Below are 13,319 nucleotides of genomic sequence, written 5' to 3' on the forward strand. Positions count from 1 at the left end.
CTGATAGCTGACATTTGCGACAAGGTATTCACTGCCGATCAGCCACACGACGTCTTAATGCCCCTTCGGGCCATTCAAGCTGATAGTCCCTGGGGATTTATCTTGCTCCCACTGGGAGCTTTCGTTGGGCATTTGTCTTAATGCCCCTTCGGGCCATTCAAGCTGATAGATCAATAGAATAAGCGGGAGCGACCCCGTGATACTAAGATTGATGTCTTAATGCCCCTTCGGGCCATTCAAGCTGATAGGGAAGATGCCCGTCAGCATGCTGGTGCGGCGCTCGGGCACGGGGGAGTCTTAATGCCCCTTCGGGCCATTCAAGCTGATAGGGAAAAGGAGGAATGATGAAGAAATTGTATGCAATCGTGCCGGCATGTCTTAATGCCCCTTCGGGCCATTCAAGCTGATAGTCGGATTCCGCCCGTGTACGTCGGCACCTCGAAAGATGATGCTGAGGCGTCTTAATGCCCCTTCGGGCCATTCAAGCTGATAGGTGGCCAAGTATGAAATCGTATCAGCTTGGTCAATTATTAGCTTGACGTCTTAATGCCCCTTCGGGCCATTCAAGCTGATAGTTGCGCGAGGTTGCTCGTGAGAAGCGGCGCAGTCTCAAGCTCAAGCGTCTTAATGCCCCTTCGGGCCATTCAAGCTGATAGATGACAAACAAAAAGCTGGCAATCGAAATCCTTCGAGCCAGAAGTCTTAATGCCCCTTCGGGCCATTCAAGCTGATAGCCACTTCACCGTGGAAGTCCAAGGCATCAACAAAACGCTCTCCGGTGTCTTAATGCCCCTTCGGGCCATTCAAGCTGATAGGCGTCAACTGTATGACGCTTCTCGAGCGCATGGTCTACGGCGTCTTAATGCCCCTTCGGGCCATTCAAGCTGATAGATTCCCCGGGCAAGGACTTCCGCCTTCCTCGTACAGCGTGGCGGCCACCCAGCGGGAAGAGCATATCATTCCCCATCAACACCTTCAAGGGGGCGGAGGGCGGATTGTCGCAGATCCCCAAAAAGGTGGTCGGAGACGGTGGCGGCAAAGGGGCGGATTCCCAGCTCATCCGGCTGTCAGGCATGGCTTTCCTCTTGTCGAAGATTGACGCAATTGGGACGCGGCGGGTCGAACTGCGACAAGGTGGCACTTTTCGTACAGCGATCTCCTTGATGGACAAGGGCCGCTGCGGCCATGGGCCAAGGGATTGTCGAAGATGGGGCGGGCCGAGGCCGGGGCGCTACCATCTGCGACAATCTTCCACTGAACAGATGCAGCGATCTCGGAGCATGACTCTTTGTCCATCAACAACATGGTGTCGCGCGGCCCTTGTCGCAGGGCTCCCCGCGCGCCCAGTCCAGATCCACTACAGCCTGATCATCGCCTCCCGGTAGGCGGGACCCGCGTCGCCGTCGGAGACAAGACGCCCATAGCAGGCCAAGCAGAGCGGGTAGTAGCGTACGCTGTCGCCGGGCTGGATGAGGCGGGCGAGGCGGCGGCGGACCTGGGCCAGGGCCTCGCCTTCCACCCGGCTTTCCCAGACTGATTTCTGCACTCGTCGTCCCACCCCAGCCAGGACCTTGACCACCCGCCGCCGCACCTGGGCGGACTGGATGTCATAGCTGATGACCACCATGTGGCCTCCCCTCCCCCATTTCCCGAAACTCCCTCGCCGCACCGGGCCACGTCTACCACTGGAAGGACCAGCTGCGGTAGGCGGATTCCTCCCCCAGCACCACCCGGGCCAGGTGCTTGGCCTGGAGGGCGGGGATCTCCCCCAGCAGCTCCTGCGCCGAACGATAGCGGGCGGGGGCCTGCCAGCGCTCGAGCAGGTTGGTGACGATCAAGCGCCGGCTGGCGTGGCAGAGCAGGCCGTCCTCCAGGCGCAGGGGCTCCTCCTTGGAGAAAAGGCTGAAGACCACCCGGTCCACCATGGGAGCGCGGAACTCCTCGATCAGATCGAAGCTGAGGGTGGGCTTGCCGCGCTGGTCCTCGTGCATGAAGCCGACGCAGGGGTTGAGCCCCGCCTCCAGCACGGCGCGCCAGACGTGGTTGTAGAGGACGCCGTAGCCGTAGTTGAGGGCGCTGTTGACCAGGTCGCGCGCCCCGTGGCGCTTGCGGCCCGGAAAGTCCAGATCCTGGGGCAGGACCCAGCGCACGATGGACCAGTAGGCCTTGGCGGCCTGGGCCTCCTGGGCGCGCAGTTGTTCGCGGAAAGCGGCGGCGTCCAAGGTCGTGCGCTGCGGGTCCATCTCCTCCAGCCGCGCCAGCGCCCGGTCCAGCACCCGGTGTTGCTCCTTCCAGGCGGCGTTGAACAGGCATTGGCGCCGCCGGGACTTGCGGAAGTACTGCAGCAGCTTGCGCTGGTTGCCCACCTTGCCCAGCACCATCTCCCGCGCCACGGCCAGCCCCCCCGCTTTGTCGCGCAGCAGCTCCTGGGCGGCGCCGCAGCGCATGGCGGGCAGTTCCGGCCCGCTCAGGCGGCCGATCACCTGGCCGTGCGGCCCGCACACCTCCAGGGGCAGCTTCGCCTCCAGGCAAGCCTGAAGGGCATGGCCGGTCACCGTGACGTTGCGCGTGAGCAGCCAGACGTGCTGCAGGTCACGCAAGGGCCACTGTCCCAGCTTCTCCTCCCCCACCGTCACCACCAGTCGCTCCCCCTGGCGGCGCAAGCAGGCCCCGGAGCGGCTCACCACCAGGGTCTGGCGGCCCAGGAAGAGGCGCTCCACCTTGCGCCGGCGGCGGGAGAGGCGGGCCTTGAGGCGACGGTCGCCGGGACTCGCCGCGGCGTTGGACGGGGCGGGCGGGACCGCCTTCGACGGGCCGAGGGTGGCGGGCGACGAGGGTCCGGCCTCAGCGCCCGTGGCTTCGGCCTGGACCGCCGCCACCGACGGCGCGCCGGACTGGACGTCTGGATCGGCGGGAGCCGCGGCCTGGGCCGGCTCCCTTGCATGGGCGGCGTCCGGCGTTGCCTCAACCGCCGCTTGGGTCGCCGCCTCCAGCTCCTGCCGCCACGGCGCGGGAGGACGCAAAGGGGCCGCGGGTCCACGGGCTTCGCCGGACTCCTCCTCCGGGCGCTCACCCCGGGGAAAGGGCAGATGGCGGTAGGCGGGGTCGGCCAGCTTCTCCAGCGGGAAGGCCAGGATGCGCCGCGCCCAGTCCTCCCGCTGCTCCCGGCGGGTGTGGTAGAGCAGCCAGGGGATGCGCTCCAGGATGGCGCGGTCATCCTTCTTGCGCCGGGCCGGATCGCGCCGGTACTGGGCCTGGAGAAAGGCGCCGATCTCGTTGCCCAGCACGCGGTCGTAGATGAAGAAGACGCCGGCGGGTTCCAGGAAGGCGTAGTGCTGATGCCAGGAGCGGAAGGAGGCGCGGGCTCGCCCGAGCAGGTCCTCCAGCCGGTGCGCCCCCTGCCGGAAGCCGTAGATGCTGCCCACCGCCTTGCTCACCTTCTTCTGGTCGATGCGACGGCGACGGCCCTGGAAGTAGACGCCCAGAAAAGTGAAGCCGGCGGCCAGGGGCGCCAACTCGCGCTTGCTCTCGTTCAGCGCCAGGCGGTAGTCCTCACGCAGCCAGCGCTCGGCCTGGCGCAGGGCCTCCTCGGCGCGGGGACGTGTGGCGCAGAGCAGGATGAAGTCGTCGGCGTAGCGCACGTGGGTCAGACCGGCCTGCTCCAGGCGGTGGTCGAACTCGTTCAGGTAGAGATTGGCCAGCAGCGGGCTGACCACGCCACCCTGCTGCACGCCGGCCGGCGTCTCCGCCACCTGGGCGCGGTCCACCACCCCGATCCACAGCCACATGCGCAGCAGCTCCCGCAGCCAGGGGTCGGGGAAATGGCGGTCCACCTCGGCCAGCAGCCGGCCGTGGTCCAGGCTGTCGAAGAAATCCTTGATGTCGGCCGCGGCGATCCAGGTCAGGCCGCGCTGCAGCTCGTGCTCCACGCGGGCCAACGCCTTGCGGTGGCCCTTGTCCGGGCGGTAGGCGTAGCTGGCGGGATGGAAGACCTTTTCCAGCACCTGCTCCAACCGCGGCTTGACGGCCACCTGGGCCACCTTGTCGCGAATGGTGAGCAGGCCCAGTGGCCGGGTGCGGCCCTCCCCCTTGGGGATGCGCACGCGCAGGGCCGGGTCGGGCAAGTAGTGGCGGTGGTTGAGATCCTCCAGCAGCCCGGTCAGGTGCGACTCCAGGTCGGTTTGGAAGTCCTCCAGCTCGCGGCCGTCGAAACCGCCCGCCGCCCCCTTGCGCCGCACGCGCTCCCAAGCCTCGCGCAGATCGGGCAGGGTCCAGTCCATGGGTTGTTCCTCCGGCTGGAAGCGGTCCGGCCGGGGATGGGAACAAGCAGCCGCCATCGGAGAACCTCCGGCTGGCACCAGGCCGGCGCCGCAACATGGCGCACCTCAGGATGGCAGGTCGGAAGACGGGGCAGGCGAGGCGCGGGCCCGCCCCCTGCGGCGCTCCCCTACCATTTGTCCAGCCCCAGCTTGTGGTCGGCGCGGGCATAGTGCTCGGCGCTGACGTAGGAGCGCACCAGGGCGTAGGTGGCCGTCACCACCCCGGCGTCGTCGCCGTAGCCGACGATGGGGAGGAAGTCGGGAATCAGGTCCAGGGGCATGACGAAGTAGGCCAGCGCCCCGGCCACGGCCGCCTTGACGGGCAGGGGCGTGGCGCCGTCGATCATGCAGTAGAACATGGCCACGGCGGTGCGGATGAAGGGCAGGATCTTGGCCAGGCGCCCCACCTTCTTCCAGAACCCCTTCTGGTCGAAGGTCCGGACGGTCTCCTCCGCCTGCCGGCGCGCCCGGACATTGCCAAGCGTTGGCAGCGCCTGGAGGTCCAGCGGGGCGTCGGGACAGGCGGCGGCGCCATGGCCGCGGCGGCGGCAGATGGGGCAGGCGGTGGTCGTGGACATGGAGTGCTCCTTCCTTTTCATGGGCGCCGGGAGGTGGCGCCGGCCGCTCCGACGCCTTTCCTCTCCTCCACGGCTGCCTGGACCAAGGGGCCGGCCCGCGGCCTTTTCAAGCCGGCGGGCCAGGGGCGCCGACCGGCCGAAACCGGCCGGCGCAACGCGGCCGCCGAACCACCAGCCCCCCCGGTCTGCCGGCCACGGCGCGCGTCATCCCAGCCAAGGGGCTGGACCCGGGCCTTTTCAACGGTCATCCGCCGGGGCGGCGGGGCCCATCCCGCCCAGCCACTCGTCGGCCCGGGCAAAGTGGGCCTCCGTCAGGCTGGAGCGCACGGTCCACACCACGGCGGCCAGCACGGCGGCGTCATCGAGGAAGCCCAGCACGGGGATGAGGTCCGGCGCCATGTCCACGGGCGAGATGAAGTAGCTGAGCGCGCCCGCCGCCGCGGCCTTCACCCAGAAAGGCGTGAGCGGATCCCGCATGCAATGGTAGAGGGCGACGGCGTCCCGCACGAAGGGCAGGCGGCCGGCCCAGCGCCTCAGCTTGGGCCAGAAGCCCCGCTCGACGCGGCGGATGCGCTCGCGGGCCTCCGCCTCGCTGACGTGCAGGCGGGCGCGGGGGCAGTCCAGGGTGGAGTGGCTGGTGGAGTGGCACAGGGCACAGGCGCTCTTCATGGTCAGGTCCTTTCGGTTGCCGGAAGGGGTCGCGCCCTGGCGTCGCTACGGTGCGGCGGCGGGCGCGGTGGGCCTTCCTGCCCTGACAAGGGGCGGGTGGCGGGAATTTCAACGGGACGGCGGCAGCTAGTGGACCGAATCACGCAATCTGGCGGATTCTGTTTGCTGATCCCGTTGTTCATCTACGAACTCAGTCCATGACGCAAACCCTGCGGGAAGCGCCCACGTCACCCATTGCCGCGTTGCAGCCCCTTGACGTAGCACCGCTACGCCTGCGGGTCTGCGCCTTGCACTGAGCAACCTGAAGCGTCATCATCCATCATTTCACGTGATTCGGTCCACTAGAATGGTAGTTTTTCATAGATGCTTTCCCAACATGCTTTCTTTCCATTTGTGCGCTCTCTATTAATGTCAATCCTTCTCAGTAATTTTCCGTGAACTTTTCTTCGTTAAAACTCCTTTTGCAATCGTAGAAACCCCCCTCACACCTCGTCCTAGTTCATCAATTTGTGCAATTACGGATTTTTCCTGCTTGTCTATGATATAAGTTTCATGTCTTTTATCATGATTTTTACCTCTCAATCTATCTATTTGCGCTTGTATTGTTCTTATTCGCGACTTTCCACTTACTTCGACTAGCTTTATAATTACAGCGGATGTTATCATCCAGGCTATTGTTAATCCTATCATTTGGAAAGTTCTAACCCACATATTACCAGCACCTCTATCGATATCTGGATCAGAAAGATAGGTTCTACAACCATCTACAAACATTACTACCAATAGAATCATAAATGGCCAATAGAGTATTATACCCAATATAGTCCAACCACCATTTTTCCCTCTTCGGTTACTGTTTTTTCCAATTAGGCCTTCAATCGAGCTCATTTTATCTTCACATTTTTTTTCTTCAGCTTCACGATCTCTTATGTCACATGCAATCCTTTCTTTCTCAGCTTCTAAAGATATTACACAATCATTCATTATATTAAAGTCTTTCGCATTTACTGAAATTTTTATTATCACCTTGGACATAGAAACAATAATATCTATATCATTTGTTCTCTTCGCTTCATCAACATAACTAGATATCTCTTCTAATGATGCTTGAATAGCTTTCACCGCAGAAATTTTTGTTGGAATCTCCACAATGGAGACGCATAATGCCTTGAATTCATCTAGCTCATTTTCAATTCGTTGTACAAATTTCATGTAACAATCTCTAATTGAATTTTCAATACTACTAAATTCCGATCTGGTAATCATAAATCCTACCTTACTTGGATTTCGTTCAATCTCCACTCTAATCGCGTTAATCGCTTCATTAACCAAATTATTCTTCAGTAAATAGTCGACATACTGCATTCTTCGGCTGAAGTTTAACTCCCTGTACTCAATAGCCGCTTTTGCAAACTTTAGAGCTAATTCAAAGTTTCCAATTGAATAATTAACTCTAGATATAGCCCATAGTGACTCATGCTTTTCATCTATACCGATTGATCCTCCTATCCTTAAAGACTTTTCAAAACTACTAATAGCACCTTCTGCATTGCTCTGATGTATTCTAATCATCCCAATAGCGTAATATGCGTTATAATACGTAATATCGTATTCTAGCGCTTTTTCTATTCTCTTCTCCGCCTCATTAAATTCGTTTGCAGTTATAAGCACCAATGCTTGTCTTACCAATTGTGCAGCTTTATTACGTAGACTATCACGTTGCAGATCTCTCATTTCCTTCAAAATGGTTGTCTGAGTTTTGTTTTCCCATACTATTAGAGATAATTCAGCAATTAATCTATCCCCCAAATCAAAAAGTGCTCTCTCAACCCTGTCACATGACTCTCCAATACTATTCGAAAGAGATTCCGCCAATCCATTAATGTTATCGACTACACCAATACTTAATTCGCTTAATTGAGCACGTACAAGTCCATCATAAAGTCTTTTACCAGAAGACATTTCCATTGCATTATTTATTACCGCTGTTTGATCTTTTAGTATTTTGATCAATTTGTTGTGCCTCGAAAGTCTGCTTGATTCCTCATGTTCAAAAATGTATGCAGCGCTTCCATATGTATATCTATCCATCAAGTTGATTTCATTATGATTGTTCATAGCTTATGCCTTTCGTTTGCATAAGTCTGCAGGTTCACTTCGCGTGCTGCCAGCAATACCTGCCATGTGTTGCCCGCCGGCTGCAGCGAGTCCCCTTCTGAGTAGTGGCTGCGCACTGACCCCCGCCGCCAGTGGTGGGCGCCGGTGCTTTAATCGCTGGCGCACCACCACCAGGGGCGGCTCTCCCGCTGGCGCCCAACGCGCGAGCCGACCATGAGCGCGTGCGACGCTCAGCCCGCGACCAGGATCTCCTCATCCAGGTCCTTCAGCCAGCGCTGGCGCAAGAGGCGGCCGTAGTCGCTCCAGGCGAAGCGGTGCATGTCCTCGTCGTACTCGAAACAGTCGCGCAGTGGCGCGGGCAGGCGCTCCAGGTGGGGGCGCGGATCCTCGCTGGCCGCCGGAAAGAGCAGGTCCTCGATGGTGCCGGCATGGCTGCGGAAGAGGGAGAGGTCCAGGCCCAGGGGCAGGTGGCCCGCGCTCTCGGGCAGGCACCGCTCGTTCAAGGTGACCAGCCGGCGGTCCAGAGTGACGGCCGTGAGCACGGCCTTGAGCTGCAGGCCCGGATCATCGGCGCAGGCCAGAACCTGGCTGTGGCGGGCATGGAGGGCGAGCAGGTCGGCCACCGCCTCCCCCGCCTGGCGCAGGGTGCAGCCGATGGGCAGGGCGTGCTCGTGGACCACGAGGCGCTGTCCGCCCAGCCACTCCGCCAGCACGGCGCGGATGCGGCGCGAGGGGGCGGCGGCCCCTCCCACCAGGTGGATCCAGGCGCCGATGGGAATGGGATGGCGCGCCAGGAGGGCCGTCTCGACGCTGGCCTGCACGGCGTTTTCGCGCTCCAGCCAGGCGCGCAGCTGCTCCTCGTCCGGGTCCGCCACGCGAAGAGCGGCGGCGGCGCGCTCCCACAGGCTGCGGCCGTGGACCAGGACCAGGGCGGGGATGAGGCCTAGGTCCTGCACGTGGTCCGGCCCGTCGTTGTTGAGTTGCAGGGTGCCGCGCCGGGATGGCAGGTGGACGGGATAGCGGTGCTCCAGCCAGTCCTCCAGTTGCTCGCGGGCCGACTGGTCGCCATGGACAAGGATGACGTTCTTGGGGCTGATCTGCTCCACGGTGCGCACCAGCTCCGTGCGGCTGGCGTGGGCACTGTAGCTGACGCGGCGCATGTGCGGATTGCGCACGGCCAGGTGCAGCCTCGCTCCACCCGCGCGGGGCAGGCGGCCCAGGGAGACGCTGTCCCCCGGACGGGCGGCCAGCAGGCGTCCGCCGAGGGACTGGGGGGGCAGGTAGCCCACGAAAAGCAGGCCGTGGCGCTCGTCCTCCGCCACAACCCGCGCGCCCAGCCAGGCCATGCTGCCAGGGTTGAGCATGCCGCTGGTGGCCAGCACCACGCGGGGCCGCTCGTCCAGGAAGGAGCGCATCTGGCGCAGGGCCTCCTGGTCCTCCTGGACGGCGCTGGGACGCTTTCCCTGAGGGCGCGGGCGGCGGGGACCCAGCAGAGGCCAGCGCTCGTCGTTCAGGCGGGGGGCCAGCTCCCGGCGCAGGTCCAGACCCGCCAGGTTGGGCGCCAGGTGGCGTTGCTGATGCAGATAAATCTCGGTGACCGTGCGCGCCAGGCCGAACAGATGCACGGGCAGGTCGGCCGGCAGGCGCCCCTCCGCCTTGTGCCGGCCCAGGGCGGCCAGGAGGTCCTGGGCGCGCCCCAGGGCGAAGACGGGGATGACCACCGATCCGCCGGCGGCCACGCGCGCCGCCACGAAGTCGCCCAGTTCGCGATGGGCCTGCGCCCGGTCCAGCTCGTCAGATTTGCCGCCGTAGGTGCTCTCCATGAGCAGGGTGTCCACCGAGTCGGGCGGAGGCAACACGGTGGCCGGATGCAGTTCCTGCTTGCTCAGGGAGAAGTCCCCGGTATAGAAAAGACGGTAATCCTCCCGCTCGAGCAGGATGCCGGCCGAGCCCAGCACGTGACTGTTGGGCAGGAAGACGGCGCGCAGCCCGCCCGGCAGATCCACGGGGGAGCGGGGTTCCACGGCATGCAGGCGCAGATTGGCGGCGATGGCCTCGATGTCCTCCCGGTCAAGAAAGGTCTCCCAGTAGTAATCGGGCCGGTAGCTTCTCGCCTTGGGATCGTAGAGCTGCTGGATGCGCGAGGCGTCGGCCAGCATGAGGGGGATGAGGGCGGCCGAGGCGGTGGTGGTGTAGATGGGCGTCTCCGGAAAGAGACGCGACACAACGGGCAGGCTGCCGATGTGGTCCTGGTGGGCGTGGCTGATGAGGATGGCCCGGGGCGCCCGGGTCAGCCGGTCCAGGTCGGGCAGGCTGAAGAACTCCCGCCAGGGGTGCTCCTCGTCGCCGCGGATGCCGGGGTGGCGCCCGGCGTCCAGCAGGTAGCTGTCAGCGCCCCACTCCAGCAGGTAGCAGTTAGCGCCAATCTCGTGACCGCCGCCGAGGATGGTGAGGAGCGGTTGGGTGTTCATGGTGCCTCCCGGAGTGGCCGATTGGGCACTATCAGCGCATCCTTCGCAGGAGCGACATCTCGTACGGAGCGTTCCTCAGAGCCTGTTCATCCAGCACCTCACCCTCGCCAAGCCTGAGGCCGGCACGCAAGACCAGGGCCTCGTCGCCGGGAAGCATGGCCACCTCCACCCGGTTTCTCTCCACCGGACGCTTCAACAGAAAGGAAAGCAGGGCAGCCGTCGAGGCATGGCCGATGGCCGACTTCACGGGGCCTTGGTCCAACCACTCCCTGGCCTTGGACACAGACACAGGCCCCTGATGGTTGTAGTCACCGTAGGATGTCAACAGGGCGGAGTTGAGCAGGTAACGTGTCATCACAACCCCGATAGGTTGTTCCGCGTGGCCGCCACTACATTGTAGCTGCACAAGCTGCCCTTGTTGGACACATACTGGAACTGCAGCTCCTTGTCCATCAGGGTGGCCAGGGCCACGGCAATGGACGTGGGCTTCATTCCACCTGTGGCATCCAGGATGATATCCTTGGAAGCGAATCCTTCTTCGTGCAACAGCTTCAGCTGCCTTTGCAGGGCGGACATCGAGGCTTCAATATCCTCGAAGTCATCCACCGTGTCTTCACCCACACGGCACTGGGGAAGGAGGCGTTTGATGATGCGCCGAGCCAGTTCTGTGTGTTGATCACTGCCATTGCGTGACGTCACCAATGTCAGCCACGACAAGCTGTCCTTGTGGAGTCTCAAGCCCCGGAAGAGCTGCTGCCAACTATCGCCAGTCATGCTGTCAATGGCTGCGTCCAAGTCATTGTCCTCTTGTATCAGTTTCTCAAGTTTCTCAGGATTCTTGGGAACAGATAGGAGCGCAATCATGGCCTTGTGGGGCTGCACCGTGGCGGAGCGGCCCAAGCTGCGTACGGGGATCATCTCTTCGGCCAGGGCAAGCAAGCAGGATGCTCCAAGTGCCATCATCACAACAGCTGAGGTCAAGGCCCAGAGTTGGTGAGACTCACCACGAAAGACCATCTCGCGCACTTCATCGGCAATCCAGCTGGTGCCGACTATGAATAGCAATGAGGCGAGACCTAGTCTCAGTCCAAGGGGAAGACGCGACGGGAACCAGCAGTTGTGCATGATCTTCATCGTGTGTCCTTCTCACTTGGGTTGAAGAAGCCATAGCCGGAGTTTCGCTTCGCCCCAATGCCACGCAGATCCAGCGCACTCCGCAGGATGTGCGCCGCCGCTCGCGACCATGCCGGATCACCCTCCACTACGAAGTAAAAGGAACCCCGCACGGCAATCTGGGGAGCCGGGATGGGGCTATCCATGTCCGTGGCCGGGCTCTTTCCATGACTGCTGTAGTAGTCTGTGTGATGAGGGGTGACAACTTCCGCCACAAAGGGATTGTCCTTGCCCACCCACCATGCGTCATGAAACACCAGACCGCCCGCTTCTCCATCATCCCCACCCTCGCCAAACATCCAGACAATGGCGTCGGGTTTCAGGAGATTCTGGTCCTGAAGCTCGCAGGCGGCGGATCGGGTGAGGCCCTTTACGGCTGATCCCGGGATGACTGGCACGCCGTAACTGTGGGAGGTGGTGACCCCCGATTCCAGAGGGTGATCGCGAGTCACGCCAATGTAGAGGCGACCCCCGAGCTTGGCTTCGAAGGAGGCGAAGCGCTCCTTGTCCGAAGTGGCCCGGCGCCAGCGTGCCAATGCAGGTTCATACAAGTCCACCGGAGTCAGGTTGGTGATGCGTTCCACCAGTTTTGCCTTGATCTGACTGTCACCCTTGACCGGCCAAGACTCCATGCCGTGGGCCAGCAGCAAACCCGGGTGAAGGCCCCGGTTAGGATGAGTCTCCACCCAGCGGTGCAACTGGTTGATTGCCGTGCGTCCCAATCGAGTCATGAGGCTTCCCTTTCAAGGTAGGCTTGGCTCATGCGCTTGAGCCAGAGCGCCGCATCAAGGGCTTGTTTGGTGTAGAGCTGGTAGGTGGCCAAATCCGCGGCCACCACACGCTCGAACAATGCGTCCACCGTACTGCCGGCTGCGGGCCAGCCGGCGCACATGACCCGACGCAGGTCCTCGTGATACGCGCCATAGGCCTGCTGAAGTGGCTTCTTCCTGTCTCCCGTCTTGGCCTTCAAAAAACCCAGGGCCTGGGCCAGGCCGGACTGGGCCACCAGCGTCGGGAAGTTGTCTGCCCGGGACCGATAATCCTTGGCAATGGACTTGCCAGCGACGTCTTTCACGCGCTGCAAGGCTTCCTCCGCCACTCTGGATTGCCTTAGTTCCATTTCTCCTCCTACAGGATGAACCGCACCAGGCCACGCCCAATGGTGGCCTTGCCTCCCACTTGCACCAGTTTCTCACTGCCCATCGTGGCGCGGAAGGTCTGCTCCACGTTCAGATTCGTGCCGTCCCGGGCGATATCCAGTCCCACAAGGCCAAACAGAACGCTTTCGGCGGGCAGGTTTTCCTCATACCACAAGGCCCCTTGCTCCACTGTCTGTCGAGCGTCGTCAATGCGCACGCGGGCTCGCACGTCTGTTCCTGTGTCGGCCAGATAACTCAGCACACTGTCGGACACGATGATGAAGCGCCGCGTGAAATGTGGACGGAACTCCTTCTCGTGCAGTCTTTCCGCCAAGTGGACCGCCCAGTTCTGGGCTGCTTCACACTCCATTACCGACACGTCGGCGTCCTCAAGCACCACCTGGTTGTTCAGGCTGAGCGAGCAGTCCTTGGTCACCCAGCCTTCCTCCTCTTTGACTGGGAGATCGATGGAAGGCACATCGACTACAACTTCGCCGCGACGAGCGGCCTGGGCATAGCGGGAAAGCAAGAAGGGAGAAGTGGCGAATGCCACCACGCCTACCAGGGAGCGCACGGGAAGTATGAGCAGATGGGCGTCTCCGAAAGCCAAGGCGCCCGCATGGGCCTTGTCATTCTCATTGATCCGGTCCGGCCCGAACAGGGTCTTCTGGATCGCCGGATCCTTGAACTCATCACGCAGAACGCCCTTCAGGCCGGATCCCGGCACGTAAGGCAGGTGAGTTGCCTTTTCACGTTGGATGGGCAGGTCCACCACTCCGATGGCCTGGCCCACTCCTACGTGGACGGGGCTCAACGCATGCAGGAAGAACGGAAGCGAATGCATATGCAACT

Annotated in this window: 11 protein-coding genes and 1 CRISPR repeat array; all 11 genes read right to left on the reverse strand. The window is 61.8% G+C overall.

Translation table 11 applies throughout. From position 1 onward, the window contains the following. Positions 1-51: 51 nt before the first annotated feature. Positions 52-891: a CRISPR direct-repeat array (repeat unit 35 nt; unit sequence GTCTTAATGCCCCTTCGGGCCATTCAAGCTGATAG). Between the two features lie 466 nt (positions 892-1,357). The 11 genes from cas2 to cmr4 all read right to left on the reverse strand — a co-directional run bounded on the left by cas2 (position 1,358) and on the right by cmr4 (position 13,311). Further along, on the reverse strand, positions 1,358-1,627 hold the full coding sequence (cas2, locus tag Q8O14_11710; protein ID MDP2361392.1) for a CRISPR-associated endonuclease Cas2: 270 nt from the start codon (positions 1,625-1,627) through the stop codon (positions 1,358-1,360). A gap of 52 nt (positions 1,628-1,679) precedes the next feature. Further along, positions 1,680-4,280 (reverse strand): CRISPR-associated endonuclease Cas1, encoded by a 2,601-nt coding sequence (cas1, locus tag Q8O14_11715; GenBank protein ID MDP2361393.1) that lies wholly within the window; start codon positions 4,278-4,280, stop codon positions 1,680-1,682. A gap of 167 nt (positions 4,281-4,447) precedes the next feature. Further along, entirely contained in the window at positions 4,448-4,897 is a 450-nt protein-coding gene (locus Q8O14_11720; GenBank protein MDP2361394.1) for a YkvA family protein, read from the reverse strand. A 237-nt stretch (positions 4,898-5,134) separates the two neighbouring features. Further along, entirely contained in the window at positions 5,135-5,467 is a 333-nt protein-coding gene (locus Q8O14_11725; GenBank protein MDP2361395.1) for a YkvA family protein, read from the reverse strand. A 510-nt stretch (positions 5,468-5,977) separates the two neighbouring features. Continuing rightward, on the reverse strand, positions 5,978-7,657 hold the full coding sequence (locus Q8O14_11730) for a hypothetical protein (protein ID MDP2361396.1): 1,680 nt from the start codon (positions 7,655-7,657) through the stop codon (positions 5,978-5,980). A 257-nt stretch (positions 7,658-7,914) separates the two neighbouring features. Beyond that, entirely contained in the window at positions 7,915-10,155 is a 2,241-nt protein-coding gene (locus tag Q8O14_11735; protein MDP2361397.1) for an MBL fold metallo-hydrolase, read from the reverse strand. Positions 10,156-10,186: 31 nt separating this feature from the next. Beyond that, positions 10,187-10,510 carry a DUF1874 domain-containing protein gene (locus tag Q8O14_11740; GenBank protein MDP2361398.1) on the reverse strand — a complete coding sequence of 108 codons (324 nt, stop codon included), beginning with the start codon at positions 10,508-10,510 and terminating at the stop codon, positions 10,187-10,189. After that, positions 10,510-11,289, reverse strand: coding sequence for a hypothetical protein (locus tag Q8O14_11745; protein MDP2361399.1), 780 nt, complete (start codon positions 11,287-11,289; stop codon positions 10,510-10,512). The genes Q8O14_11740 and Q8O14_11745 overlap by 1 nt, the downstream gene beginning before the upstream one ends. Further along, positions 11,286-12,059: a type III-B CRISPR module RAMP protein Cmr6 gene (cmr6, locus tag Q8O14_11750; GenBank protein ID MDP2361400.1), complete on the reverse strand. Its 774-nt coding sequence runs from the start codon at positions 12,057-12,059 to the stop codon at positions 11,286-11,288. Before cmr6 ends, Q8O14_11745 begins: the two co-directional genes overlap by 4 nt. Further along, positions 12,056-12,448, reverse strand: coding sequence for a type III-B CRISPR module-associated protein Cmr5 (gene cmr5, locus Q8O14_11755; GenBank protein ID MDP2361401.1), 393 nt, complete (start codon positions 12,446-12,448; stop codon positions 12,056-12,058). Before cmr5 ends, cmr6 begins: the two co-directional genes overlap by 4 nt. 8 nt (positions 12,449-12,456) lie before the next feature. Then, positions 12,457-13,311: a type III-B CRISPR module RAMP protein Cmr4 gene (cmr4, locus tag Q8O14_11760; protein ID MDP2361402.1), complete on the reverse strand. Its 855-nt coding sequence runs from the start codon at positions 13,309-13,311 to the stop codon at positions 12,457-12,459. Positions 13,312-13,319: the final 8 nt, after the last annotated feature.

It is taken from the genome of bacterium, assembly GCA_030685015.1.
Classification (GTDB): domain Bacteria; phylum CAIWAD01; class CAIWAD01; order CAIWAD01; family CAIWAD01; genus CAIWAD01.